General features: G+C 65.1%; 18 protein-coding genes, 1 tRNA gene and 1 pseudogene. 13 read left to right on the top strand and 7 right to left on the bottom strand.

Annotation, left to right across the window (positions count from 1 at the left end):
* The first annotated feature begins 61 nt into the window (after positions 1–61).
* Both N6L26_RS12265 and N6L26_RS12260 read left to right on the top strand, forming a co-directional pair.
* A complete protein-coding gene (locus N6L26_RS12265; RefSeq protein ID WP_263605835.1) occupies positions 62–940 on the top strand; it encodes a DUF3426 domain-containing protein in 879 nt (292 codons plus the stop codon).
* Positions 941–1,050: 110 nt separating this feature from the next.
* Positions 1,051–1,137: transfer RNA gene (locus N6L26_RS12260), tRNA-Leu, on the top strand.
* Positions 1,138–1,274: 137 nt separating this feature from the next.
* Here the strand turns inward: N6L26_RS12260 and N6L26_RS12255 are convergent.
* Together N6L26_RS12255 and N6L26_RS12250 are read right to left on the bottom strand one after the other, a co-directional pair.
* Positions 1,275–2,615, bottom strand: a complete 1,341-nt coding sequence (locus N6L26_RS12255; RefSeq protein ID WP_263605834.1) for a patatin-like phospholipase family protein — start codon at positions 2,613–2,615, stop codon at positions 1,275–1,277.
* A 58-nt stretch (positions 2,616–2,673) separates the two neighbouring features.
* Positions 2,674–5,454 (bottom strand): phosphoenolpyruvate carboxylase, encoded by a 2,781-nt coding sequence (locus tag N6L26_RS12250; RefSeq protein ID WP_263605833.1) that lies wholly within the window; start codon positions 5,452–5,454, stop codon positions 2,674–2,676.
* A 257-nt stretch (positions 5,455–5,711) separates the two neighbouring features.
* Here N6L26_RS12250 and mtnP point away from each other — a divergent pair, with 257 nt between their 5' ends.
* From mtnP to putA, 3 genes are all read left to right on the top strand, one after another.
* Positions 5,712–6,584 (top strand): S-methyl-5'-thioadenosine phosphorylase, encoded by an 873-nt coding sequence (mtnP, locus tag N6L26_RS12245; RefSeq protein WP_263605832.1) that lies wholly within the window; start codon positions 5,712–5,714, stop codon positions 6,582–6,584.
* A complete protein-coding gene (gene glpD / locus N6L26_RS12240) occupies positions 6,581–8,068 on the top strand; it encodes a glycerol-3-phosphate dehydrogenase (RefSeq protein ID WP_263605831.1) in 1,488 nt (495 codons plus the stop codon). The genes mtnP and glpD overlap by 4 nt, the downstream gene beginning before the upstream one ends.
* 95 nt (positions 8,069–8,163) lie before the next feature.
* Entirely contained in the window at positions 8,164–11,301 is a 3,138-nt protein-coding gene (gene putA, locus N6L26_RS12235) for a bifunctional proline dehydrogenase/L-glutamate gamma-semialdehyde dehydrogenase PutA (protein WP_263605830.1), read from the top strand.
* Between the two features lie 75 nt (positions 11,302–11,376).
* Here putA and N6L26_RS13280 read toward each other — a convergent pair whose 3' ends face one another.
* On the bottom strand, positions 11,377–11,565 hold the full coding sequence (locus N6L26_RS13280; RefSeq protein ID WP_318173627.1) for a GIY-YIG nuclease family protein: 189 nt from the start codon (positions 11,563–11,565) through the stop codon (positions 11,377–11,379).
* A gap of 25 nt (positions 11,566–11,590) precedes the next feature.
* Positions 11,591–11,662, bottom strand: a pseudogene (locus N6L26_RS13275) (GIY-YIG nuclease family protein); the annotation flags it as partial.
* A 150-nt stretch (positions 11,663–11,812) separates the two neighbouring features.
* Between N6L26_RS13275 and dcd the strand changes: the two are divergent.
* The 4 genes from dcd to N6L26_RS12210 are packed head-to-tail and all read left to right on the top strand — an operon-like array spanning position 11,813 to position 14,923.
* Positions 11,813–12,367, top strand: coding sequence for a dCTP deaminase (gene dcd / locus N6L26_RS12225; RefSeq protein ID WP_160766087.1), 555 nt, complete (start codon positions 11,813–11,815; stop codon positions 12,365–12,367).
* Between the two features lie 10 nt (positions 12,368–12,377).
* Entirely contained in the window at positions 12,378–13,160 is a 783-nt protein-coding gene (locus N6L26_RS12220; protein WP_263605829.1) for a thioesterase family protein, read from the top strand.
* Positions 13,161–13,213: 53 nt separating this feature from the next.
* Positions 13,214–14,389 (top strand): saccharopine dehydrogenase family protein, encoded by a 1,176-nt coding sequence (locus N6L26_RS12215; protein ID WP_263605828.1) that lies wholly within the window; start codon positions 13,214–13,216, stop codon positions 14,387–14,389.
* 51 nt (positions 14,390–14,440) lie between these two features.
* A complete protein-coding gene (locus N6L26_RS12210) occupies positions 14,441–14,923 on the top strand; it encodes a DoxX family protein (protein ID WP_263605827.1) in 483 nt (160 codons plus the stop codon).
* Positions 14,924–14,929: 6 nt separating this feature from the next.
* Here the strand turns inward: N6L26_RS12210 and N6L26_RS12205 are convergent, their stop codons facing one another.
* From N6L26_RS12205 to N6L26_RS12195, 3 genes are all read right to left on the bottom strand, one after another.
* Positions 14,930–17,140, bottom strand: a complete 2,211-nt coding sequence (locus tag N6L26_RS12205) for a TonB-dependent receptor (RefSeq protein WP_263605826.1) — start codon at positions 17,138–17,140, stop codon at positions 14,930–14,932.
* Between the two features lie 111 nt (positions 17,141–17,251).
* Entirely contained in the window at positions 17,252–17,593 is a 342-nt protein-coding gene (locus N6L26_RS12200) for a hypothetical protein (protein ID WP_263605825.1), read from the bottom strand.
* 140 nt (positions 17,594–17,733) lie between these two features.
* On the bottom strand, positions 17,734–18,426 hold the full coding sequence (locus N6L26_RS12195) for an outer membrane protein (RefSeq protein WP_263605824.1): 693 nt from the start codon (positions 18,424–18,426) through the stop codon (positions 17,734–17,736).
* On the opposite strand from N6L26_RS12195, the gene N6L26_RS13270 reads away from it, so the two are divergent.
* From N6L26_RS13270 to N6L26_RS12175, 4 genes are all read left to right on the top strand, one after another.
* On the top strand, positions 18,392–19,228 hold the full coding sequence (locus tag N6L26_RS13270) for an RNA polymerase sigma factor (protein WP_318173608.1): 837 nt from the start codon (positions 18,392–18,394) through the stop codon (positions 19,226–19,228). The genes N6L26_RS12195 and N6L26_RS13270 overlap by 35 nt on opposite strands.
* Positions 19,229–19,266: 38 nt before the next feature.
* The gene (locus N6L26_RS12185; RefSeq protein WP_263605823.1) at positions 19,267–20,184 is read left to right on the top strand and encodes a FecR family protein; all 918 of its coding nucleotides are present in this window, start codon (positions 19,267–19,269) and stop codon (positions 20,182–20,184) included.
* 2 nt (positions 20,185–20,186) lie between these two features.
* Positions 20,187–22,559 carry a TonB-dependent receptor gene (locus N6L26_RS12180; RefSeq protein ID WP_263605822.1) on the top strand — a complete coding sequence of 791 codons (2,373 nt, stop codon included), beginning with the start codon at positions 20,187–20,189 and terminating at the stop codon, positions 22,557–22,559.
* Positions 22,560–22,654: 95 nt separating this feature from the next.
* Positions 22,655–25,858, top strand: a complete 3,204-nt coding sequence (locus tag N6L26_RS12175) for an autotransporter domain-containing protein (protein ID WP_263605821.1) — start codon at positions 22,655–22,657, stop codon at positions 25,856–25,858.
* Positions 25,859–25,926 lie beyond the last annotated feature (68 nt).

The following is a 25,926-nucleotide window of genomic DNA, read 5'->3' as shown; positions in this document are numbered from 1 at the left end:
GTTTGCGAACAGAGCTGTCGCTTGTCGTGATTCGCAACGGGTCCTAAGGCCTTGGGTCACCATGATCATTGCCTGCCCTGCTTGTTCCACGCGCTATGTCGTGCCCGACAGCGCTATCGGGATCGACGGGCGCACCGTGCGCTGCGCGAAATGCAAACACAGCTGGTTCCAGGACGGCCCCGATGCCGAACGGCTCGCCGCGGTTGCTGCCGTCCCGGTCCCGCCGCCCGCTGCACCATCCGCTCCCAGACCGTCGCCGCCTGCGCCGCCACCACCCCCCGTGGCGGAAGGTCCCGATCCGCAGGCGCAACCCGGCTTCAGCTATGGCGAAACCGCGACCGCGGCGCCTGAACGTGATGCCTCCATCGGCGACGCACCCCTGCGCGACGGGCCCGATTTCGACGAAACAACCCCGCCCTATGGCGAAGTTCAGGACGAGCTGCCGCGCGCGCCAACGCCCGAGAGCGACGAGGCCCGCTCCCGCTTCGACCACGCGCCGCCGTTCCGTCCGCGTCGCAACCTCACCAAGCTGTGGACCTGGGCGGCGACGATTTTCGCGGTGATCGCGATCGGCACGATTGGCGCGGTGAATTATGCCGGCCTGCCCGACTGGGTGCCGGTCAGCCGTCCGCTGTTCGGTGCCGCGCAGCCCGACCTGGAACTGTCCTTCCCGGTCGAGCAGCAGGAACGCCGCACACTGCCCAATGGCACCGAATTCTTCGGCGCGCGTGTCATCGTCAAGAACACCGCGCGCGAATCGCGCCCGATCCCGCAAATCCTGATCGTGCTGCGCGACCAGCGCGAACGGCAGGTCTATAGCTGGGTGGTCCAGCCGCCGCAGTCGACGCTGGCCCCGGGCGAGGAACTGACCATCAACGAGGCGGTCACCGACGTGCCCAAATCCGCCGTCTTCGCGGATATCGGCTGGGCCCCGCGCTAGCTTGCGGAGCCGCGCAACAAAGATGCTTGCGAGGCCGCAGCCTCGCTGCTAGTGGCGCGCTCCTACCGGCGGGAGCCCGTTCGCGGATTCGCTCCCGATGCAGACTGTGTGCGGTCGTGGCGGAACTGGTAGACGCGCAACGTTGAGGTCGTTGTGGCCGCAAGGCCGTGGAAGTTCGAGTCTTCTCGACCGCACCAATTCTCTCCGCTTACCCCGATGACTGGATTGCCCGCCGCAGCAACGGGCAGCGGGGAGGTGCGCCATTCTTGCGCTCGCCCCGCGGCGAACCACGCAGACGCTCGGCTTTCGCCGCCGGGCGAGCGGATCGCCAGACCTACGCGATCTTGCTCAGCGGCCACCACGGCCCATTGGGGCGCTCCGCCTTGTGCCGGCCAAGGTCGCGCAGCCGCGCCATGAAGGCGGGTTTGAACATCTCGTCATCCTTGAAGTTCTCGCCCACGTCGCTCGGAAACGTATCGTAGCGGTCGGCGCTGGTCAGCATGATCTTGCCATAGGGATTGTTGAGCCGCAGCCCCGCAATCGCGCCGATCTCGCTTTCATTGACCAGCAAGTCGTACCCGCGCTGGCCGTTCCTGAGCGGGCCCGAGGTGGTGTTGAGCGCTTCATCGGGCTTGCGTGCAGTGGGACCATTGCGCACGACATAGACGGTCGGCGCCTTGCGTTCGTAATCGTCGCCGAAGCTCGCCTGCTTCATGGTTGCGAGCGCCTCCGGACCGGTTTGCGCTGCCATCTGTTTGCGCACTTCCTGGTCGACCGCGGCCATCGCCCGGTCGAAGAACACCGAACGGCGCACCCCGCCATCATATTGCGTCATCGGCTTTCCATCGCTGCCCGCGACCCGCAGCTGCTGGTGGAACACGGGCATGGCGGACGATGCCATCGAGGCCGCCGCCAGCGCTTCGGCCGCCGCGGCGGCATCGGGCGCGGCGTTCACCAGCTGCTTGATCTCGGCATAGCGGAACACGCCGCGTTCGGCCTCGACGAAGCCGACGAAGCCTTCGATGCTCGAACTGCCGATCGCCTCGACCAACCGCGGGTCGCCGTCGGGCATCAGCGCCTCGATGATGCGCTTGCGCAGCGGTGCAGTCCCCGCAGCCGAACCATAGAGCGGCACCGAAATAAGCTTGGTGTTGTTCACCACATCGTTTTCGCGCTCGGGCGAATAGCCCCACACCAGCCGGTCGAGCGCAAACCGCCGCATCGCCGGGGTCTGCGCGGGATCGAGCCCGACCATCAGCATCAGCGCCTGCAGCGAACCCGTCGAAATGCCGGTGATCACGCCGATGCCGGGCAGGGCAAGTTCATCGGGGCTCTTCTTGCTCAGCGTGTCGAACAGGCCCGCGCCATAGGCACCCCATTGGCCGCCACCCGAAAGCAGTAGCACATTGCAATCGGGCCGTTCGGTCTGGTTGTGGCATTGCACCGCATCGCGGATCGAACAGGACATGCTGTCGTCGAAGGTGCAGATTTGCGCATTGAGAACGTCCGCCTGCACATCGCGGATGAAGGGGCCGACATCGCCGTCGACCACATGGCTGTAGAAGCCGTCGATTTCGAACGTCAGCGGCCCGCGGCGAAACAGCCGGAAGCCGAGATAGCCGAGCACGCCAAGCGCCACGATCGTCGCGCCGACTCCGAGCAGGAAATTCCCCATGACCGCATCCCCCAAGTTGATCGGGAGGGACAATGCGCCCGTAGCGCGGCGAATTCAATCAGCCGTGTGCGCCGAACTCGTTGGCGATCGCGGTCGAGATGCGCAAGCACAGCGCATAGGCCTGTTCGATCGGCTCGATCGAATTGGCGCGGATCGCAGCATAGCCTTCCCCCTCGCCCAGCGGATAATCGCCCGCTTCATCGAGCGCGAAATCGCCCTTGCGCGGGAAGCTGGTCGGGAAAGCGCGGCGCAATTGCGCCAGCGCTTCGTCGATCCGCAACGTAAACACCATTTCGAGCACATCGGTGCGACTGATGTCGTTGGCGCGGCTGAAGGCAGGCACCGAAACGACCTTGAGGAACATGTGTTGGAGCAACGCGAGGCGCACCGCCTGAAGCACACCGATCGCCCGGCGCACGCTTTCGCGTTCGGGATGCGGATCGTCATCGGGCACGAGGTCGAACAGCCGGTGGAGCTTGAGCGCATCGACGCGCAGCCGCGAGGCTAGCCGCCGGAACACGCCGTTGCGATCATCCTTGATCAGATATTCCGCCAGCGCTTCGCAGGCTTCGGCCAGATGCTTTTCGGTGCCGCGATAGGGGCGGCTCGCCCAATAGGCCGAATTGAACAATTCACCGAAGGCGGCGACGGTCTTGATGCTGGCAAGCGCATTCGAGGCACGTACCAGCCGCATGATCTGGCGGCCACGCGCACTCTCGGTCAGCAGCGCGCCAAGCTCCTCGATATTGCCTTCGGCCGCACTGCCGACCCCGGCGATGATGTTCACCGGATAGCCCAGTTGCTGCAGGATCGCATTGTGCGGGATCGCGCGGATCTGGCGCAGGCTCATCTCGCGATCAGCGGACAGGTCGCTCTGGCGGCGCGACTTGCGGCTGCCGGTTTCATTGAGCAGCCCGAGGCCGAAGGCGGTGATCGCGCGGCTATAGGTCCGGCTTTCGAGATGGTCGCGCTGATGTTCCTTGATAGCGCGGTAGAAATCGAGGCTGAGATCGGTCCGGCGATAGAACGGATCGGTCGGAACATCGGCATCGGTATGCGCGGGGCTGTGCGCGACGATCTGGGTCAGAGTGGCAAGTGCGAGATCGGGCGTGGCGAACGGCAGATAGCCGTCACCGCCCTGGAAGCTCGCCTCGGGTTCGAGCGCAATGCCTGCACGGGCGAAGCGGCGCTGTGCCCAGGCGCTGAGCGCCCATTCGATGCGGTCTTCGAAGCTGGAAGGATGCGCGCCGCGGCCCATGCCTTCGCCATGCGTATTGAATATCAGTGCGGCGACATCGGTCAGCCCGTTGGCGGCCATCGCTTCGGCCAGCCGTCCCTGGAGCCGCTCGATCGCGAGGCTGGCCGGAATCTGGCCGACGAAGCGCCCCGCATCGGAAAAGCCCGTCTGGATCGCCACGCGTCCGCGCACCTTGGCATAGGCCTTGTAGTCGGGTTCGGCGAGTAGCAGGTCGAGAAACCGCCCGCCGTGTTCAAGCGCGGTCTCGGTCTCGAACAGCGGCGAGACATCGACCTTGTCGGCAATCCCGAACAGCTTGGCGAAATAGAGCGCCGCCAGCACGGTCGAGGGCTGCTCGCATTCGGCCACCAACATGCGGATCGGTGCATCGGCATCCACATGCTTGAGTATCTGCGCCATCGCGAGGAACTGGCGCACCGCGGTCGAGCTTTCGACCGCGAGGCTGGCGAAATTAGCGCTCTGCGGTTCGACGCTGGCGAGCAGTTCGCGCAGCGCGGCAATCGCGCCGCGGCTCGACAGGTCGATATCCGCTGCATCGCCGAGCCGGGTGCGGATCGCATTGTGCAATTGCTTGGCATTCACTCGGAAATGAATCCAGCTCATACCCAGCCCGTCGGCGCGCATGGCGGCAGCCAGCGTGCGCAGGCCAATCGCGTCCTCCGCATTGCTGTCGCCCGCCTCGCTCTCGAGCTGGTCGATCAGCGGAGCGAGTGTGAGCAGCTTGGCAGGATGGTCCGCGGTCAGCCGATTGGCGGCGGCCGACATTGCCGCAGGATCGGACAGGTCCCCGGCAAAGTCCGCCGCGCTCGCCGCTGCATGATCGCGGGCGGCGCGCAGCGGGGCGATGGCCCCATGCGCTACGTCGATCGCTTCGAGCGTGTCCGCATAGCGTCCCAGCCGCTGCGCCTTTTCGGCCAGCCGGAAGGCGATTGAATTGTACCAGGTGATATCGGTGCGACCGTCCATGTCGTAACCGACCCAGCTCGCGAAGCGGAACGGCATGGGCTGCAATTCGGTCCAGCGATCGGGATAGGCCGCACGCGCTTCGCGCAGGACCGCGGCCACGATCCGGTCGCGGGCATCCTGCGCATTGGCGAGTGCAGCCATGGCGCAGTCATGCTCGTAACGCAGCGTGATTTCGGGCGCGTCGGAGGGGCCCTGCGGATCGGCCTCGCGTCCCGAGGCGACCGCGGTGGCCACTGCCTCGCTCTGGCGCGGTGTCAGCAGGAAGGTGGGGTGGGCGGTAAACACCGCGTGCATATGCGGGCGTTCCCACGAGGCGCGGAAGCGCTCGAAGTCATCGCCTGCCGTCGCCAGCGTAGCGAGCCTTTGGTCCGCCTCCTGCGGCTCGAGCAGATTGCCGAGCCGCGCAGCGCGGGCGTCGAGCGATTGCGCTTCGAGTTCATCGACCAGCCCCGCCAGTGCATCGATCCCCAGCTCGCCGCTTTCCAGCTTGCGCGAAATGTCGAGCGACAGCTGGAAAACCGGGTTGAACAGCGGCGTCTCCCGCGTTTGGCTGTGGAGCACGCGCAGCCTGTCGCTGAGGCTTGCCAGGGTCGGTTCGATCTTCGTTTCGGCCATTACTATTCCCTATGTCCCGCACTGCGGAGGGTTCCGCGCGAAACCGGGCGCAGTGTCAAGCGGGGTGCCCATCGGCGGCGCGTGAATACCAATGCGTATGCCGCAAGCGGGCCTTGCGCGCGACCCTGCATGCGAACCATTAGCCGATTTGAGGGGTGGACTTAGCCGCTGCCAGCCGTCACCCCTCGCCGTCATGTTAACGCGATCTTGACCCGCGCTGCCGGACACGGACGGGCCTGCGACGCGAAAGGGAATATATGAGCGACTGGACCATCGGCATCATCGGAGGATCGGGGCTTTACGCCATCGATGCGCTCGAGGATGCGCAGTGGATCCCGATCCAGTCGCCCTGGGGACAGCCGTCGGACGAAGTCCTGTGCGGGACCATCGGCCATGTCCGCGTGCGCTTCCTGCCGCGTCATGGTCGGGGGCATCGCATCGCCCCTTCGACCATCAACGCACGCGCCAATATCGATGCGCTCAAACGCGCTGGCTGTACCGACATCCTCGCGATCAGCGCGGTCGGTTCGCTGTCGGAAGAGCTGGCGCCGGGCCGCTTCGTCACGGTCGACCAGTTCATCGACAACACCAGGGGCCGCCCGTCGACCTTCTTCGGCGACGGTTTCGTCACGCATGTCAGCATGGCCGACCCGGTCTGCCCGCGGCTCGCGAAACATGCCGCCAAGGCGGTCACCGGCGCTGGCGGCGAATGCACCGAGGGCGCAACTTATCTGGCGATGGAGGGTCCGCAATTCTCGACCCGCGCGGAAAGCCGGCTATACCGCCATTGGGGCGCTGAAGTAATCGGAATGACCGGCATGCCCGAGGCCCGCCTCGCGCGCGAGGCCGAGCTGCCCTACGCGCTGCTGGCCATGGTCACCGATTACGATTGCTGGCGCGAGGAGGGCGAGGCAGTCGATCTGGCGCAGGTCGTCGAGCAGATGGAGCAGAACTCCAAATTGGCGCGCAAGGCTGTCGAGGCGTTCTGCAAGGGTCTGCCGCGCAAACGCAGCCCCTCGCCGATCGACCACGCGCTGAACGACGCGGTGATCACCGCTGCCGAACAGCACGACCGCGCCACGCTGGCCAAGCTCGATGCCATTGCTGGGCGGTTGCTCCAGCGAGGATGAACCAGACTTACGACCTCCTTGTCATCGGTGGCGGAATCAATGGGGCCGGGATCGCGCGCGATGCCGCCGGGCGCGGGTTGCGCGTGCTGCTGGTAGAGAAAGACGACCTCGCCTCGCACACTTCCTCGGCCAGCACCAAGCTGGTCCATGGCGGGCTGCGCTATCTCGAGCATTACGAGTTCCGGCTCGTGTCGGAGAGCCTGCGCGAACGCGAAGTGCTGCTGCGCAATGCGCCGCATATCATCTGGCCGCTGCGCTTCGTCATGCCGCACGAACCGAGCATGCGGCCCAAATGGATGCTGCGCCTCGGCCTGCTGCTCTACGACCGCATCGGCGGGAAAATGAGCCTGCCGCGCAGCAAGCGCGTCGACCTGCGCGTCGCCCCACACCGTGGGGTGCTGCAGGAGCGGTTGCGCGCCGGGTTCGAATATTCCGACTGCTGGGTCGAGGACGCACGACTGGTGGTCTTGACGGTCAAGGATGCCGAGGAACGCGGCGCGGAAGTGCGCGTCGAGACCGAGTGCACCGCGCTGGCGCGCGCCGCCGACGGGTGGCGGGCGACCCTTCGCGATGGCGCTGGCGAGAGCGAGGTTTCCGCGCGCGCAGTAATCAATGCTGCCGGCCCCTTTGTCGATCGGGTTGCGAAAACCGCGCTTGGCCGGAGCACGCCCGCCCATCTGCGGCTGGTCAAGGGCAGCCACATCATCGTTTCGCGCCGCTTCCCGGGCGAACATGCCTATATCTTCCAGCAGCCCGACGGGCGGATCGTTTTCGCCATCCCGTATGAGCGCGACTTCACGCTGATCGGCACCACCGACCAGCTCTACAGGGGCGATCTCGACGACGTGCGCATCGCGCCCGAGGAGGTCACGTATCTGTGCGAAGCCGCCTCGCGCTATTTTGCCAGCGCAGTATCCGAGGAGGAGATCGTCTCCACCTACGCCGGGGTGCGCCCGCTCTACGAAGACAATGCGGCGAGCAATTCGACCGTCACGCGCGATTATGTGTTCGAGCTGGAAGCCGAGGGCGGCGCGCCGATCCTGTCGGTCTATGGCGGCAAGATTACTACTTATCGCAAGCTTGCCGAACACGCGCTGGAAAAGCTCGGCCAGGTGCTCGACCTGCCCGGCGCGGCATGGACTGCGCAGGCACCGCTGCCCGGCGGCGACATGCCCAACGGCGATTTCGCCGCCTTCCTGTGGCGCGCGAACGAACGCTATGGCTGGGTACCGCCCGAAATGCTCCAGCGGCTGGCACGCGCCTATGGCACGCGGCTCAACATGTTGCTGGGCGAGGCGACCTCGCTCGCCGATCTTGGCCGGCACTTCGGCGGCACGCTTTATGCGGCCGAGCTGCACTATCTAGTCGCGCATGAATATGCCCGCACCGCTGAGGATGTATTGTGGCGGCGCAGCAAGCTGGGGCTGCACCTGGCGGAGGATGCACAACAGGCCGTGACCGACTGGTTCGCCGCGCGCGCCTGAACGACGCTACGGAACCACCGCGTTCCACAATGCTTGAAAGGGAACCACCGCAGGTCCAAGGGGCCTGCTTGATCCCTCGTTCCTCCCGGAGTCGTATGGCCCTGCACGATCCTGCCCGCCTGTCCCCCATTTCCCGCCAAGCTCTCCGTGAAGCCTATCGCGCGGAAGAAAACGCCTGCGTCGCCGAACGCATGGCGCAGGCAGGCACCGCCAGCGCGAAACACGAGGAAGCCGCGCAAATCGCGATCCGCCTGATCGAGGACGCACGCCAGCGCAAGGCGAGCGGGATCGACGCGTTCCTGCACCAATACGGCCTCGCGACCGAAGAGGGCGTGGCGCTGATGTGCCTCGCCGAAGCGCTGCTGCGCGTACCCGATGCTGCCACCGCCGATGCGCTGATCCGCGACAAGATCGGCGATATCGACTGGGCCGAACACATGGGCGAAAGCTCCTCGACCTTCGTCAATGCCGCGACCTTCTCGCTGATGCTGACCGGCGAAGTGCTTGATCGCCCCCAGGAGGCACAGAAGGGGATGGGCAAGACGCTGAAGCGCGCGGTCAACCGCCTTGGCGAACCCGTGATCCGCACCGCGACGCTGCAGGCCATGCGCATCCTCGGCGGCCAGTTCGTCTATGGCCGCACGATCAACGAGTCGCTGAAGCGCGCCGCGCCCGAACGTGCCCGCGGACTGACGCACAGCTTCGACATGCTGGGCGAAGCCGCGATGACCTATGACGATGCCGAGCGTTACCGGGTGAACTATCACAAGGCGATCGACCGGCTGGTCAAAGAAGCGACCGGTGATGTCCGCAGCGCGCCGGGCATTTCGGTCAAACTGTCGGCGCTGCACCCGAAATACACCTTCCTCCACGCCGATCTTGCGGTGGCCGACCTGCTGCCGATCGTGCGCGACCTTGCCACGGCGGCGCGCGATGCGAACATCCATTTCACCATCGACGCCGAAGAAGCCGACCGGCTCGAGCTGTCGATGGATCTGATCGAGGCGCTGGCGCGCGACGACAGCCTGTTCACCCGCCCCGACGGCAGCCGCTGGGAAGGCTTCGGCCTGGCCATCCAGGCCTATCAGAAGCGCGGCGCGCCGATGGTCGACTGGACCGCGCGGCTGGCCCGCAAGTACGACCGCAAGTTCTTCGTCCGGCTGGTCAAGGGCGCTTATTGGGATACCGAGATCAAGCTCAGCCAGGTCGGCGGCTTCACCGATTTCCCGGTCTTCACGCGCAAGCTCGCGACCGATGTCAGCTATCTCGCCTGCGCCGAGAAGATGCTCGCCGCGGACGATGCGATCTATCCCGCATTCGCCACGCACAACGCCTATACGATCGGCGCAATCAAGGCGCTGGCGGGCGGCAAACCGCTCGAATTCCAGCGGCTTCACGGCATGGGCGAGGATATCTATGGCGCGCTGGCGCAGATGGAAGGCAACGACCGCACCAATGTGCGCATCTATGCGCCCACCGGCACGCATAAGGACCTGCTCGCCTACCTCGTGCGGCGCCTGCTCGAAAACGGCGCGAACAGCTCCTTCGTCAACCGCATGGCCGATGCGGAAGTGCCCGCTGCCGAGCTGGCGACCGATCCGGTGGCGGACATGGCAAAGGTCGAACCCTATCGCAATCCGACCATCCCGCTGCCGACCGACATCTTCCCCGGCCGCCCCAATTCAGCCGGAATCGACCTGTCCGACCCGCTGGTGCTCGAGCCGCTGCAGGACCGCCTCGCCGCACTCGAAAACCGCCATTGGGTAGCCGAACCGACCTTCGTTTCGGGGGCCGAGGGCGAAGTCGCGCCGATCAACAAGCCGCACGACCTGTCCGCCGAAGTCGGCACCCGCCGCGACGCGCTCGATTTCGAAGTCGAGGAAGCGATCAGCCGCGCCGAAGCGATCCAGCCCGGCTGGGACCGGCTCGGCGGCGAAAAGCGCGCGCTACTGCTCGATGCTGCCGCCGATCTGTTCGAGGAACACACCGACGAATTCCTCAGCCTGTGCCAGCGCGAGGCAGGCAAGACGCTGATGGACGCAGTGCTCGAATTGCGCGAAGCGGTCGATTTCCTGCGTTTCTACGCTAATGAGGCGCGGCGCCAGTTCACCGGCCCGATCCCGCTGCCCGGCCCGACCGGCGAGGAAAACCGGCTGAGCCTGCACGGCCGCGGCGTGTTCGCCTGCATCAGCCCGTGGAACTTCCCGCTGGCGATCTTCATCGGCACCCCCGCCGCCGCGCTGGCCGCGGGCAATACCGTGGTCGCCAAGCCCGCCGAACAGACCCCTTTGATCGCCGCACTCGCGGTGCGCCTGTGCCATGCGGCGGGCATTCCCGAAGAGGCGTTCCAGCTGCTTCCCGGTGCGGGCGATGTGGGCGAAATGATCACGTCCGATCCGCGGATTGCAGGCGTCGCCTTCACCGGCTCGACCCAGACCGCGCAGGCGATCAACCGCGGGCTGGCTGCACGCGAAGGACCGATCGCGACGCTGATCGCCGAAACCGGCGGCCAGAACGCGATGATCGTCGATTCCACCGCACTGCCCGAACAGGTCACGCGCGATGTCGTCGCCAGCGCCTTCCAGAGCGCGGGTCAGCGCTGCTCCGCCTTGCGCGTCCTCTACATTCAGGACGATGTCTATGACGAGATGCTGAAGATGATTCGCGGTGGGTTCGAGGCACTCACGATCGGCAATCCCGAACATCTGGCGACCGATGTCGGCCCGGTGATCGACATGGATGCCAAGTCCTCGCTCGAACGCCACGTCGCGCGCCGCAAGAAGGGTGGCCGTCCGGTCTGGCGCCGCCGCCTGCACCGAGGAGCCAATGCCGGATGCTATGTCGCGCCGACGATCATCGAGATGGATTCGATCCTCGACCTGAAGCGCGAGAACTTCGGCCCGATCCTCCATGTCGTGCGCTATCGCGCGGCAGATCTTGAACACGTGATGGAAGACATCAACGCCACCGGGTTCGGGCTGACCCTGGGCCTCCACAGCCGCAATGACGATACGCGCGCTTTCATCGAAGCGCGCGCCAAGGTCGGCAATTTCTACGTCAATCGCAACCAGATCGGCGCAGTGGTCGAAAGCCAGCCCTTCGGCGGCGAGGGCCTGTCGGGCACCGGCCCCAAGGCGGGCGGCCCGCATTACGTTGCGCGCTTCGCGACGGAACGCGTGGTGTGCATCGACACGACCGCGGCCGGCGGAAATGCGACGCTGCTGGCGAGCTAGCTGAGGTACTGGGACTACCACCCCGCTCAGCCTGAGCCTGTCGAAGGCCATGCGCTGCCGCTCGCGGTCAGGGCTTCATCTTTGCCTGTTCTTGGCAAGTTCGATCACCCTGCTCCAGTCGCCCGTGATCAGCGCTTCTTTCTTCGCCCGGCTCCAGCCCTTGATCTGGCGTTCGGCATCGAATGCTTCGTCGCGAGTGGGAAATTCCTGCGACCATAGAAGCACCACCGGAAGGCGCTTGGCGGTATCCCCCCCCGAGTGCACCTGTTTGGTGCTGCGCCATCCGGATTTCGAGGTCCTCGGTATGGCCCGTGTAGTAGCTGCCATCGTTGCAGCGCAGGATATACGCGAAGAAGGCCATTCCAGGAGGTTAGGCCGGGTGCATGGCCTTCGACAAGCTCAGGCCGAGCGGATGGGGTGCGGGTGGGTCAGAGACTCATTGATCGCCGCGATACGGGATAAATCCCGTCGCCCGCTTGCCCCCGCCCCCCACTTCGGGAATTCCTCTCCCATGGCGATTCTTTCCGACAAGTGGATCCGCGACAAGGCGCAGAACGAGGGCATGATCGAGCCCTTCGTCGAGGCGCAACGCCGCGAAGGGGTGATCAGTTACGGGCTGTCGAGCTATGGCTATGACGCGCGTGTGGCGCCCGAGTTCAAGATCTTCACCAATGTGAACAGCGCAGTGGTCGATCCGAAGAACTTCGACGGCGACAGCCTGGTCGACCGCGAAACCGACATCTGCGTAATTCCGCCCAACAGCTTCGCGCTGGCGCGCACGGTCGAATATTTCCGCGTGCCGGAAGACGTGCTGGTGATCTGTCTCGGCAAGAGCACCTATGCGCGCTGCGGGATCATCGTGAACGTCACCCCGCTCGAACCCGGTTGGGAAGGCCATGTCACGCTGGAGTTTTCCAACACCACCCCGCTGCCCGCGAAAATCTACGCCAACGAGGGCGCGTGCCAGTTTCTGTTCCTGCAGGGCAACGAGCGCTGCGAGACCACCTATCGCGATCGCGCAGGCAAATACATGGGGCAGCGCGGCGTGACGCTGCCGCGGCTGTGAGCGCCGCAGAATGAGCGTTTCGCGCTTCCCCTTCTGGCGCGTTGCGCCGGGCGAGCGCGAGGGCGAATACATCCTGCCGGTCATGCCGCCCGCCACGGTGGGGCCCGAAGGCGCACCGCATGTCATGGGCGGGGTCGCGCTGGCGGCCGCAGTCGACGCGCTCGAACTCGCCAGCGGCCAGAAGCTGCTGTGGTCGAACATCCAGTTCCTCGCGCCGACCACGCATGCCGAGGAATTGGTGGTTTCCTGCGAACAGTGCGGCGGCGGGCAATCGGTCGGACAATGGCAGGCGGAAATCCGCAGCGGCGGACGCCTGACCCACCGTATCAGCGCGTCACTGGGCGCGCGCGAGCCAAGCGAACAGCGCATCTTCGCCGCGCTGCCCGAGGTGCCGGGACCGGGCGAGTGCGAGAGCCTCGACCGTGATTGGGGCGCACCCGGAACCTTGGCCGACCAGATCGATCTCCGCCTGGCGATGACCGACGAAGACCGCGGCGTCCAGGCGCTATGGTCACGCTCGCAGGCGGGGTTTGCAGCGGACTCGGGCTGGCTCGCGATCGTTTCCGATTTCTTTCTTGGCGCGCACCCTGCCACGCGCGGCGGATCGAGCCTCGACGATACCTATCGCTATATCCAGTCGGCGGATGACGGCTGGGTCCTGACGGTGACCGAATTTGCCGCCTTCGATCGCGGCGTGGTTCACGGCAGTGCCCGGCACTTCGCCGAAGACGGACGCTTGCTGGCAATTTCGAGCCAGTCGGGCGTCCTCCCGCGCATTGCGCGCGCGCCGTAACGTCTTTGACTCTCCCGTCCGCCACGCGCATTCAGACGGCAAAGGAGAGACACATGGCCGACACCGAATTCGACATTATCGTCTATGGCGCCACCGGATACACCGGTCGCCTGGTCGCCGAGCATTTCGTGCGTGAATATGGCGCGGCGGCGGATGGACCGAAATGGGCCATGGCCGGGCGGAGCATGGACAAGCTCGAAGCGGTTCGCGACGAAATCGGCGCCCCGGCCACGACCCCGCTGGTGGTCGCCGACGCCGACGATCCCGCCAGCCTCGAGGCCATGTGCCGCAGGACCAAGGTCGTCCTCACCACGGTCGGCCCCTACCAGCTCTACGGCGACAAGTTGGTCGCCGCCTGTGTGAAGACCGGCACCGACTACGCCGACCTGTGCGGCGAACCGGCATGGATGCGCGAGCAGATCGACCTCCACCACGAGGCCGCCAAGGCCAGCGGGGCGCGGATCACCTTTTCGAGCGGGTTCGATTCGATCCCCTTCGATCTCGGCGTGCTGATGCTCCAGCATGAAGCGGTCGCCCGCCATGGTTCGCCCGCGCCGCGGGTCAAGGGCCGCGTCCGCGCGATGCAGGGCACCTTCTCTGGCGGCACCGCAGCCAGCCTGACCGCGACGATGAAGGCGGCGGCGAAGAACCCAGGGATCATCAAGGTGCTCAACGATCCCTTTGGCCTCGCCCCCGGTTTCGACGGCCCAGACCAGCCTTCGGGCATGATTCCGCATTACGAAGACGAGCTGGGCAAATGGGCCGCGCCGTTCATCATGGCGACGATCAACACCAAGAACGTCCACCGCACCAATTTCCTGCGCGGGCATCCCTATGGCGAGGACTTCCGCTACGACGAAATGATGCTCACCAGCCCCGGCGAAGCGGGCAAGGCGGCGGCCAATGCAGTGGTCGACATGCTCAAGAACCCGTTTGGCGCCAAGCCGCCCAAGCCCGGCGAGGGGCCGAGCAAGGACGAGCGCGAGAACGGTCATTACGATGTACTGTTCGTGGGCGAATGGCCCGACGGCAAGCGGCTCCACTACGGGGTCAAGGGCAAGTATGATCCCGGCTATGGCTCGACCAGCCGGATGCTGGCCGAAACCGGCATGGCCTTGCTCGACAGCGATGCCGAAGGCGGCGTCGGTACGCCCGGCTCGTTCCTTGGCGAAGCGCTGGTCGAACGCCTGCGCGACCATGCCGAATTGCGGTTCGCGGTCGAGGAGTAGGAGGCGGGGCCGCACCCGCGGCCCCCGACAACATCACAGGGGAGAGAAACCATGGCTACCATCGCAGCGCTGATCGGGCGCATCCTATTGGGCGCGTTGTTCGTGCTGGCCGGGCTCGGCAAGGTCATGGATCCGGCGGCGACCGCGGCTTACATGGAAGCCGAATCGCCCTTCCCCGGCAGCCTGGCGCTGGCAGTCGGTGTGTTCGAAGTCGTCGCGGGGTTGATCCTTGCCAGCGGCTTCATGACGCGGCTGGCCAGCCTCGCGCTGTTGGTCTTCACCGGGCTGGCGACGCTGTTTTTCCACGAACAGGTGACCGACCAGACGCAGGCGGCGATGGCGCTCAAGAACGTCGCTATCATCGGCGGCCTGCTGATGGTGTTCGCCTATGGCCAGGTGCGCGGCCAAGTCGGGCTGTGGCGCGAACGTGACCGCGCGCATGACGCCGAGGTCAAGGCGGCGCATGCCGAAGGGAAAGCCGAAGGGGCGACCGCCGCGGCTGTCCGCAGCGATCGCCCTACCGATAGTGTCTGACCCAGCCTAGAAGCTAGCGCGGATGCTCGCGCTGAAATTACGGCCTGCCAGTGGCACGAAATCCTTGGTGACGCTGGTGTGGCGACGAGCTGTCACATCGAAGATGTTGTCCGCCTTGAGCATGAGCGTGATCGACCCGTTCCCGCGCAGCGGGCGCCAGGCGAGCGCGGCGTTGACGAAGGTGTAGCCCTCGGTCGCCGTTTCATACGCCGCGATGTCGTCCTGGTCGTCATACCATTCCACCTCGCCGCGCAGGTCGAAGGCATCGGTCGATGCAGTCAACGCGGCTGCAAGGTGAAGCGGCGGAATCCGCGGCACGAAGCTGTCGTCGGCCAGCTCGGCGTGGACATAGTTGCCCTGCAGCTCGGTCCCGATGGTAAGATCGCCCGTATCGATCAGGTCGAAGGCCACTTCGCCCTCGATCCCGGTGTAGGTCGCATCCTGCTGGAGGAAGAGATAGACCGGCAGTTCGTCTTCTTCCTCGCCATTCTGCGCGAGGTAGATGAAATCGTCGAACCAGTTGCGATAGCCGGCAACGCTGAACCGCGCGCCACCAACGCTGCCACGGGCGAAGATTTCCGCCCCCCACGCGCGTTCGATATCGAGATCGGGATCGCCGACCTCGAACGCCTGCGTGGCAATATGCGGGCCGTCGGAGAACAGTTCCTCGCCCGCCGGTGCACGCGCCACGCGGGACAGATTGATCCCCGCGCGAACGGTCGGCAAAACCTCGTAGGCAAGACCGATTGCGCCCGAGAAGGTGTCGAAATTGCGTTCGATGTTCAGCGTGGTGGCATCGACCTTGGTGTTCTCGTAGCGCAGCGAGCCTTCGACCTCGAACGGGCCGTTGCCATATTCCTGGAGCGCGAAGAAGGCGATCTGTTCAGTGCGGTTGGGCGCCACGAAGGCTTCCGCGCCGACCGCTTCGAAATCGCGGAAGTAATATTGCGTGCCCAGCGAGCCGCGCCATGCGCCAGAGGTGTTCTGGACCAACTCAGCCCGCGCTTCGAGGCCCTGGACGTCGAACACCGTGCCGATCTCGTCGCCTTCGAATTCGGTATGGGTATAGTCCGAGTAGCCCGCGCGGATTTTCAGCCGTTCGAACAAGCCGTCCCCGAGGAAGATATCGCCGCGCAGATCGGCGCGATACTGGCGCAGGCCGATGCTGACCTGCTCTTCGCCATGCTCTTCCTCGCCGTGTTCGTCTTCGTCGTGATCCTCATCCTCGTGGCCCTCTTCCTCGCCATGATGATGCCCCGCGCCAGGACGGCCGGGGACGCCATAGGCGGTGTCGTAGACGCCGAAGGAAACACCCAGATTGCTGTCGTCTTTAAAGAAGGCGAGACCCGCATTGGCAGTCCAGGTTTCGGTCGCGCTATTGGGCAACACGCCGCGCTGGTCGGCGGCTTCGCGCAGTTCCGCGGCCTCTTCAAGCTCGCCCTCGTCCTCTTCCTCGGCTGCTTCTGCAAGGATTTCGGCGCGCAGCGCAGGCGCGACCGAGAACCCGGCAATCGAGAGATCGTCGCTTTCGCGCCATGACCCGTCGACATGCGCCACGAAGCCGCTGGTGCCAAAGGGTACATCGACCGAGCCGCCGAATTCGCGCAGATCGCTGGCGGTGTCGGTGCGGGCGACAAAATCGACATGCACCGGTTCGTCCGGGACGCGGCGCGGAATGCGCTTGTCGATTACGTTGACCGCGCCGCCGATCGCCTGGCTACCGAACAGCAGCACGGCAGGCCCGCGCAATACCTCGATGCTCTCGGCGGTCAGCGGGTCGATCGAGACGGCGTGATCGTCGGATGTGTTGGAGGCATCGATTGCGCCGATGCCGTCAACCAGCACCTTGACGCGTTCGCCCGAAAAGCCCCGCAGGATCGGGCGAGAGGCGCCCGGCGCAAAGCCCGATGCGGAAACGCCGGGCAGGCTGGCGAGTACTTCGCCCAGCTGGCCATCCATATTGCGCTGCAATTCGTCTCCCTCGACAACGCTGGTGCCCGCCAGGAGGTCGAATTCGCGCAGGCCCTGCGCGCTGACGATGATCTGGCCCTGATAGTTGATCCGCCGGTCGTGCAGGTCTTCGGCGGGGGGCTCCTCCTGCTCCGCCTCCGGTTCGGTATCGACCTGTTGGGCGAGAGCCGGACCTGCGGCCAGCATGGCCGCGAGCGAGAGGGTGGAGACGACAAGGCGAAGTGAATGTTTTGAACGATACAACATATCCTTTCTGTTAGCGACGTTGGCCGGGTGCGCAAGGGTTTTCTCTGCGCCCTTCAGCCTAATCGACGAATGCATTCGCAGGGGCGACGAATCGCGCCCGGAAGCGACCGGTCATTGGACCCGTATCTGGACGGCTATCCGGCCGGCGAGCATCGAGATTGCGATCCCATGAACTGCCAGGATACATGAGATGAACAATCCGGCCGCCACGAGGTCGTTTTGCAGCCACATCACAGGGATCTGCGAGAAGATGAGTATTCCTCCCGCGATCCAGCCGGCGTCCCGCAGGAAAAATCCCGCCATTCCCGCAAGGGCGAGACAGAGCGGGTACCAGAAGTACCAGTAAGCATCGCTTTCCCAGGGCGTGTTTGCGCCTGTGACCCGGGATGCCAGGAGCCAGAACAGTATGCCTGCACACAGCAGGATGAAGGCCTTCAGCGCATGCGATCCCATATCGTGAAAACAGATCCTGTCCGGTAAGGCATGGCTGTGCCGGATAGCCGCGAGAGCGTGCTGTTCGGCTATCGATATTCGGAGATGTTGGTCAGTCTGGTTTGGCGGGGAGGGGCATGTCCCCTTCCCCGCCGCACCGGTCAGAACCGCAGGCCCAGGCCGATGAGGACCTGGTGGCGATCGCTCTGGACATCGATCGACGTTTCTTCGTCCTCGTCGAGGAGATAGGAATCGCTGCCGAAGTCGGTGTAGACGTATTCGAGCTTGGCATAGATGCTCGAGGTGATCCCGATTTCGGCGCCGGCACCCAGGTGATAACCGTCGCGCTTTTCCGAAAAGCCGGCGATTTCGCCGGGCTCATCGTCGTCATTGTCCGTAACATCGGGATCGTAGCTCAGGTCGAGTTTGCCGTTCGAATATCCGCCCTTCGCGTAAATGAGCGAATTTCTGCCGATCGGCACGCCTGCGCGCAGACCCGCCGTAAAGGTACGGCCGAGTTCGGCGCAGGAGAGGTCGTCTTCGACCAGTTCGACGCAGGTGTTGCTGTCCGACAAATCGACACCGCCATAGGCACCGACAACGAAGCTGTCGCCGATCTGCAAATCGTAGCCGATCTCGATCCCGTAGGCGGGGCCGCCATCCTTGTCTTTGCCGACGAGGAATTCGTCGCCCGTCTCGTCTTCGTCGTCTGCGGGGTTGGGCAGCACGGCTTCGGTGCCGGCCTTTTCCCAGCCGAGGCGGCCCTCGATGCGGAAGCCCGAAACATCCTGCGCCTGCGCGGAGGTGCCCGCCAGAGCCATGGCTGCAGCACCGATCAAGAAAATAGCTTTCATCATCTTTCCTTTCGTGAAACTCGGAGGTGCGAGGGAATGCGCTCGCGAGTTGCCGGCTTGCCGGACCACTTGCGAAACAGCCTTCGACTGCCGCCTCGCCGAAGAGACGGAGCCCTCGTGCGATTGCCTTGATCGCGACCGCTTGCGGGGGAACGGAACCGCTCGTATTTGTCGACAGCGCGGCGCAAACCGGCTCGTTGTCTCCGGTTCAGCGATCTCGGTTCACGCACCCGAGGCGGCTGCGCGCGAATCGAAATGTGGGAAGGTGAGGCTTGCCGTGACCGACGATGCGGACGATGGACTGCAGGCCGTCTTCCTTGCGAACCGGCAACCGCTTCTGCGATTCCTCGTGGCGCGCGGCGCCGGTGACGATGCCGAGGACATATTGCAGGAGGTCTGGCTGAAGATTGCCCGCCGGCCAGCCGGTCCCATCGGCGCGCCGATGGCCTATCTCTACCGCGCGGCCAATATGGCGATGATCGATCGCTATCGTTCCGCGAAACAATCCGCCGTGCGCGAGAAGGAATGGACCGAAGCCAGTTTCGGACCAGTGCCCGGCGTGTCCGACAGCCCTTCGGTCGAGCGCGTAATCGCCGGCCAGCAATTCGCCCGCAAGGTGGAAGAGGCGCTTGCGGAATTTCCCGACCGTGCCGTGAAAATCTTTCGGCGCAGCCGCATAGACGGTATTGCCCAGCGCGCGATTGCCGAGGAATTCGGCGTCAGTATCAGTACCGTCGAAGGTGATTTGCGCAGCATCTACCGGGTTCTCGCCGAACTGAGGGAGCGGCTCGATGAGGAATGAACGCGGGGACTCCGTCTATAGGGCAGGAGCAACAATTTATGGCGCTTGATCGCAACATTCTCGACGAGGCCGCCGCCTGGGCGGTCAGGACATCCGAACCCGGGTTCGAGGACTGGTCGCGCTTTACCGACTGGCTCGAGCAATCGCCCGAGCATGCGGCGGCTTACGACCATGTCATGCTTGCTGCAGAAGAAGGCGCAGCCATGCTCGACGCCCAACCCGCGAATGACATCGACGAAGAGCGCCCCGCCCCCCGGCGCCGCTGGTTCGGTTCTGCACTTGCCGCGTGTCTGGCACTGGTGGCGGCGCTGTGGGTCTGGCAGGCCAATGATGCGACATCGATCTATCGGACCGTCCCGGGCGAAACGCGCCAGATTGCGCTGGAAGACGGGAGCGTGATCATCATGGCGGGCGACTCCGAACTGCTCGTCGACCCGGACCGGGATCGTTACGCCCGCCTCGAACGCGGGCGTGCGCTGTTCGAAATCCGCCATGACGAGAGCGACCCGTTCCGCGTCGATGTCGGCGGCGCCACGCTGGTCGATGCCGGGACGGTTTTCGATGTCAGCATCATGCGATCCGAAGTCGGTGTCGGCGTCTCCGAAGGCGCGGTCATCTATAACCCGACAAGACAGAATGCCCGGATCGAACCCGGCCACATTCTCACCTTCGACAGGGCCGGCGCCGCCTATGATGTCGCAAACATTCCGCTGGATCAGGTGGGCGAATGGCGCGATGGCCGCCTGACTTTCCTCCGCGCGCCGCTGGCCGATGTCGCCGCCGACATCGCGCGGGCAAGCGGGATCGACTACCGGGCTTCGGAGACCAGTGGCGAGCGACCTATCTCGGGAAGCATCGCCCTCGAACCCCTGCGCGCGGACCCGGCTTCGCTGGCCCCCCTGCTCGGAGTTTCGGTCGAACGGCGGGGCGAGACCTGGATCCTTGCGTCTCGCTGACCATGCGGCACGCTCCCTATGCCCTTATTGCCCTGGCGGCCTGCCTTCCCGCGCAAGCCGATGCGCGCGATGCTTCGATCGACATAGCTCCAGGCACTGTCGCGGAATCGGCCATCGCCATCGCGCGGCAAACCGGCACGAGCATCGTCGTGAGCGACCCGGTTCTTGCACAGCGGCCCGCGCCGCGCATCCGCGGCCGCATGAGCGCGCGCCAGGCTGTCCGGCAGCTGGCCAACAGCGTCGATGCGAGGGCCGTTGCCATCGGTGATGCATCCTGGCGTCTGGAACTGCAGCCGCGCAGGTCTGTGCGATCCGCGCGCGCAGCGCAGCGGTCCGCTCCCCTGCCCCGGCGGACAGCCAACCCGCCGCCTCCGCCACCGGTACCCATGGAAGAAATCGTCGTCGTCGCCAGCAAGCGCGACACGCGACTGGAAGATCTCCCGGCGCAGGTGTCGATCGTCGATGGCGAGGAACTGGCGCTTGGCGGTATCGGCGGGACGGAAAAGATCACCCAGCGGATCGCGACCGTCTCTTCGACCTATCTGGGAAGCGGGCGCAACAAGCTGTTCATTCGCGGAATTGCCGATTCCAGTTTCACCGGGCCGACCCAGGCAACAGTCGGCCAGTACCTTGGCGATATGCGGCTCAGCTACAATGCACCCGATCCCGATCTCAGGCTGTCGGATCTGGAGCGCGTCGAAGTTCTCGAAGGGCCACAGGGTACGCTTTACGGTGCGGGATCGCTCGGCGGCATCATCCGCCTGGTGCCCAACACCCCCGAAATCGATCGACAGCACTTCCGCGCAACCGTTGGCGGGGCGCTGACGCAGCACGGGGCGGGAAGTCTGGATGCGAGTGCGACTGCCAACGTCCCGCTTGCCGCGGACAAGGCCGCGCTTCGCGTCACGCTCGATGCCGCCAGCGAGGGAGGGTATATCGACAAGCCCCTGCTCGGCAGCAAGGATGTGAACAGGACAAGCATTCTGGCGGGCCGCGCGATCGCCCGGCTCGAACTGGCGCCGCAATGGACCGTCGATGTGATCGGCCTTGCGCAATCCACCCATGCTTCCGACAGCCAGTATGCTGCCCGCGAGGGGGATCGCTACGAGAGCACGGCCCGCGTACGCGAAGGTTCGGATGCCGACTATCTTCACGGGCAACTCGTTCTTTCCGGACAGATCGGGGCGCTGGGCTTGCGCTCCACGACCGGCATTGCCCGTCAGGAGCTCGAGGAGCGTTACGATGCCACGATGCCCGGTGCCGAAGACCGTGTTTTCATCCAGCGCAATGAAACGCGCATGCTCGCACACGAGACGCGGGTCTGGCTCCCTCTCGACGATCGCCGGTTCGGCTGGCTCGCCGGTATAAGCCTGATCGACAACCGGACGCAGCTGAACCGTTCGCTCGAGCGGGAAAACCAGCGGTCCGCCGCGACGGGCGTGCTCAATACGATTACCGAAGCCACGCTCTACGGCGAGGGATCCTACCGCTTGCGCGATGGCCTTATCGCGACACTCGGCGCCCGCTTCACCCATGCCCGCCTGGGGGGGAGCGCCGAAGACGTGCCGCTTGCCTTGATGGTGGAGCGCGCAGCGACGACGGCGAACCGGGACCAGTCGGCCATTCTGCCCTCGGCCTCGCTGCTCGCCTCGCTGGGCCCGAAGACCAGTCTGTATGCGCGCTATCAGGAAGGCTTCCGCCCGGGGGGGCTGGCGATCGAGGGCGAATTCGTCCGCCGCTTCCGCGACGACCACGCCCGGACGCTGGAAGTCGGGGTGCGTCACGGGCGCGGCGGTATCGATTCCTTCGATCTTGCGCTGAACCTGTCCTATACCAGATGGAGCGATATCCAGGCCGATTTCATCGACGCCCTCGGTCTTCCGAGCACGGCCAATATCGGCGACGGCCGCGTCTGGACAATCAGCGCGTCGGGCGGCGCGTTCCTGACCGACGATCTGCGCCTGACCGGCGGCGCGACGCTCAACCGGAGCGAGATCGACGAACCCGTCCTGCTCGCCTTCAGCCGGATCACCCACGTCCCCAATATCGCGGAATTCTCGGGACGTCTGGGGCTGGAGTATGCACACTACATCGGCGGGGGGCTCGATCTCGATGGCCGTGTGTGGGCAAGCTACATCGGCAAATCCCGTCTCGGTATCGGGCCTGAACTGGGCGATTTGCAGGGCGACTATCTCGATAGCGGGTTGCTGGTACGCGTCGGCAACGAGCGGATCGGCGGGACCCTTTCGATCACCAACCTCGCCGATAGTGAAGGCAATCGCTTTGCCCTCGGCACGCCGTTTGCCGTGATGCGCGAACAGGTGACACCACTGCGCCCGCGCACCATCCGGCTGGGGGTCGATTTCTCCTTCTGAGGCGCACGCTGGCAGCTTTGTACGGCAAGGCGCGCACCTTTTTTCTAAGGCATCCCGCCCGTGTCTCCGTCCTCCCCTAAAACGGAGGATTTCATATGCATCGTTACCTGCTCGCCGGGACCGCGCTCGCGACCCTGGCCGTTCCGCTCGCCGCGCAGACGCTCGTCGAGGACAAGCGCACCCAGCCGATCCGCACATCCCAGTTGAATGGCGGCGCAGGCGATGCAGTCAAGGTGACCGACAAGGGTTCGATCGAACTGACCGCCGGTTCGGCGATTACCGTCGATGGCGATCACGATACGACAAACGTCGGCAAGATCGTGGTCTCCAATGCCGATGGCGCAAGCGGCATTGAGGTGGTCGGAGACCGCCAGGCCGATATCGTCAATTCGGGTACGATCACGATCGACGAAACCTATACGCCCGAAGACATCGACAACGACAAGGACTTCGACGGACCCTTCGCGGTCGGGCGTGACCGCGCAGCCATCCGCGTTCGCGGGGATCTGGTCGGCGAGATCCGCCATACCGGCACGATCACCGTCGAAGGTAACGAGTCCGCCGGGATTTCCGTAGCGGGCCTGCTCGATGGCGACCTCGTTCACGATGGCAAGACCAGCGTCCTTGGCGACGATAGCGTGGGCGTCGAGGTGGGTGACGTGACCGGCAATGTCCGGCTGGCGGGGACCATATCAGCGGTTGGAGAGGGGTCTTCCGCCGCGCATCTGGGCGGCGATATCGATGGCGCGCTGGTGGTCCAGGGAACCATCGCGGCGACCGGCTATCGCTATACGACTGCGCCGGCAGACCCGTCCAAGCTCGACGAGGACGACCTCCTCCAGGGCGGCAGCGCGCTGGTGATCGAGGGCGATGTCGCCAAGGGCATCTACTTCGCGATTCCGCCCAAGGATGCCGACAAGGACGACCCCGACGAGGACAAGGACGGGATCGAGGACGCCAAGGAAGGCAGCGCGAAAGTCGTATCTTATGGCGCTGCGCCAGCAGTTGTGATCGGCGCTACCGATCGCGACATCGCGATCGGCGCGGTTCCCGCAACCGGATCGGGTTTCGGCCTGATCATCGACGGTGGCATCGCTGGACACGGTGTCTACGCGGGCGTCGATGGCAACGCCCTGGTGATCGGCGGACGCGGCGGTGGTGTGACGATCGAGAAAGGCATCTCGGTCGCGGGAGCGGTCGAAGCGACGTCGAAGGATGCCAATGCGACCGCGCTGCGGCTTGCCGGTGGAGCGTCCACCGGCGAACTGCGCGTCTCGGGAACCATCGCTGCCACGACCGGCAAGGACGCGGATAGCCGCGCGACCGCCATATCCGTGGATCAGGGTGCCACGCTTCCGTACCTGCGCAACAGCGGCACGATCAGGGCCACTTCGGGCGGCGAAGACGGCACCGCCGTTGCCATCGTCGACAACAGCGGCACGCTCGGCCTCGTTGAAAACAGCGGCAAGATCGTCGCGACGGGTGCGAAGGCAGGTTCGGGGCGTAATATCGCCATCGACCTGTCGAACGTTTCCTCGGGAGCCACGGTCAGGCAGACCGCGGTGGGTTCGGGCGTGGCTGCTCCCGTGATCGAAGGCGATATCCGGTTCGGGACCGGTAGCGATCTTCTCCAGATTGCGGACGGCGTGGTCGCGGGCGATGTCGCCTTCGGTTCGGGCCAGGACCGGCTGCTGATGGCGGGAGATGCAAAGTTTTCCGGGCGGGCGGATTTCGGCGGGCAGGCAGACGAACTGGCACTCTCCGGCACCTCTTCCTTCTCCGGCACGGCTGATTTCGCTGGCGGCGCGGCCGCGGTGACGCTGTCGGACAAGAGCGCGTTCTCCGGCCGCTTCGTCGACAGCCAGAATGTTGCGGTCGCACTCGAAGGCGGGACGCTCGACCTCGCTTCACCGACGACGATCGCTTCGCTCGAGGTCGGGGCAAAAGGCATCATCGTTGCCACCCTGAGCAAGGAAGCGGGCGAAGGAAGCGCGATCACCGTCGGCGGCAATGCAAGCTTCGAAGACGGTGCCAAGCTCAAGCTCCGCCTGACCGATATCGCCGCTGCCGAAGGCACTTATACCGTAATCACGGCGGGCAGCCTCACCGGCGCCGACGATCTGGTGTCCGACAACACGCTGGTCCCCTTCATGTACGACGCCGCTCTGGCGATCGAGGAGGCTGCGGGTCTCGTCATGGTCGACATCGAACGGAAAGCCAATGAAGACCTCGGCCTGAACCGTGCGCAGGGCGCTGCCTATGACGCGCTCTACGCCGCGCTGGCCGAAGATGACGATGTCGCCGGCGTGTTCCTCGGCATCACCGATAAGGATCTGTTCCGTGCTACGGTGGCGCAGGCCCTGCCCGATCATGCGGGCGGCGCTTTCGAGGGGCTGAGCCTCGGCATGCGCACCTTCGCCCGGCGCCTGGCCGACGGCGACGGACCGATCGAAGCGACCGGCAAGCTGCGCCTGACATTCGAGGGCGCCGGCTGGGGTTCGAGCAAGGATCAGCAGGAAAGCGCCCGCTACGATCTCGATGGTCTCGGGTTTTCCGGCGGCGCCGAGCTTGTCACCGGCATCGGGCGCGTCGGCGCGAGCGCAAGCTGGCTGTGGAACCGCTACGACAGCGGCCCGGAGAACAGCGTGCTGTCGAACACCTATGAAGCGGCGCTCTACTGGCGCGGCGACTGGGGTGCCTTTTCCTCCTTCGCGCGCGGATCCTATGGCTTCAGCGACTTCGACGGCTCGCGCCAGTTCATCGGCATGAATGGCGATGAAACGCTCGCCCGCACGATCGAACGCGACTGGTCGGGCAATGTCGTATCGCTGATGGCCGGTGCTTCGGTCGAGGGCGGCTCGCAATTCTTCTTCTTCCGCCCGTCCGTTTTCGTCGATTACATTCGCCTTGACGAAAACGGGTACAACGAGACCGGCGGGGGCGCTGCGCTCGATCTTTCGGTCGAGGATCGGACGAGTGACGAGCTGGGGCTCAACTTTGCCGCGGCGCTCGGCTTCGACCTCTTGGGAATGCGGCGCGGCGACGATCTGTGGATGCGCCTCGAAGCAGAAGGTGGCTGGCGCGAAATCCTCGCGGGCGAACTCGGCGGCACCACCGCGCGGTTCGGCGATGGAGAAAGTTTCACCCTGCTCCCCGACCAGAGCTCGAGCGGCTGGTTTGCGCGATTGCGCGGTCAGGCCGGGGACGAATTCTACACGGTAAGCGGCGAGTTTTCGGTCGAGGAGCGCAACGACAAGATCGGATACGGCTTGCGCGCCTCGATCAATTTCGAGCTCTGACGCAGGGATTTTCGCTTACCATCCGATTGGCAAGACCCTTACCTGGGCTGCCAATATCCATCAAGTCC

The organism is Qipengyuania sp. SS22, from assembly GCF_025736935.1.
In the GTDB taxonomy this organism is placed as follows: Bacteria; Pseudomonadota; Alphaproteobacteria; order Sphingomonadales; family Sphingomonadaceae; genus Qipengyuania.
Note: the sequence above shows the minus strand (reverse complement) of the source record. Positions and strands in the feature narration are given on the sequence as shown.

Excerpts from the sequence above, each read along its gene's own strand:
- N6L26_RS12200 (WP_263605825.1), bottom strand. The coding sequence starts at position 17,593 with ATGGGATCGCATGCGCTGAAGGCCTTCATCCTGCTGTGTGCAGGCATA.
- dcd (WP_160766087.1), top strand. The coding sequence starts at position 11,813 with ATGGCGATTCTTTCCGACAAGTGGATCCGCGACAAGGCGCAGAACGAG.
- N6L26_RS12255 (WP_263605834.1), bottom strand. The coding sequence starts at position 2,615 with ATGGGGAATTTCCTGCTCGGAGTCGGCGCGACGATCGTGGCGCTTGGC.
- N6L26_RS12185 (WP_263605823.1), top strand. The coding sequence starts at position 19,267 with ATGGCGCTTGATCGCAACATTCTCGACGAGGCCGCCGCCTGGGCGGTC.
- glpD (WP_263605831.1), top strand. The coding sequence starts at position 6,581 with ATGAACCAGACTTACGACCTCCTTGTCATCGGTGGCGGAATCAATGGG.
- N6L26_RS12175 (WP_263605821.1), top strand. The coding sequence starts at position 22,655 with ATGCATCGTTACCTGCTCGCCGGGACCGCGCTCGCGACCCTGGCCGTT.
- N6L26_RS12205 (WP_263605826.1), bottom strand. The coding sequence starts at position 17,140 with ATGTTGTATCGTTCAAAACATTCACTTCGCCTTGTCGTCTCCACCCTC.
- N6L26_RS12215 (WP_263605828.1), top strand. The coding sequence starts at position 13,214 with ATGGCCGACACCGAATTCGACATTATCGTCTATGGCGCCACCGGATAC.
- N6L26_RS13270 (WP_318173608.1), top strand. The coding sequence starts at position 18,392 with ATGGCTGCAGCACCGATCAAGAAAATAGCTTTCATCATCTTTCCTTTC.
- N6L26_RS12250 (WP_263605833.1), bottom strand. The coding sequence starts at position 5,454 with ATGGCCGAAACGAAGATCGAACCGACCCTGGCAAGCCTCAGCGACAGG.
- mtnP (WP_263605832.1), top strand. The coding sequence starts at position 5,712 with ATGAGCGACTGGACCATCGGCATCATCGGAGGATCGGGGCTTTACGCC.
- N6L26_RS12265 (WP_263605835.1), top strand. The coding sequence starts at position 62 with ATGATCATTGCCTGCCCTGCTTGTTCCACGCGCTATGTCGTGCCCGAC.
- N6L26_RS12180 (WP_263605822.1), top strand. The coding sequence starts at position 20,187 with ATGCGGCACGCTCCCTATGCCCTTATTGCCCTGGCGGCCTGCCTTCCC.
- putA (WP_263605830.1), top strand. The coding sequence starts at position 8,164 with ATGGCCCTGCACGATCCTGCCCGCCTGTCCCCCATTTCCCGCCAAGCT.
- N6L26_RS12195 (WP_263605824.1), bottom strand. The coding sequence starts at position 18,426 with ATGAAAGCTATTTTCTTGATCGGTGCTGCAGCCATGGCTCTGGCGGGC.
- N6L26_RS12210 (WP_263605827.1), top strand. The coding sequence starts at position 14,441 with ATGGCTACCATCGCAGCGCTGATCGGGCGCATCCTATTGGGCGCGTTG.
- N6L26_RS12220 (WP_263605829.1), top strand. The coding sequence starts at position 12,378 with ATGAGCGTTTCGCGCTTCCCCTTCTGGCGCGTTGCGCCGGGCGAGCGC.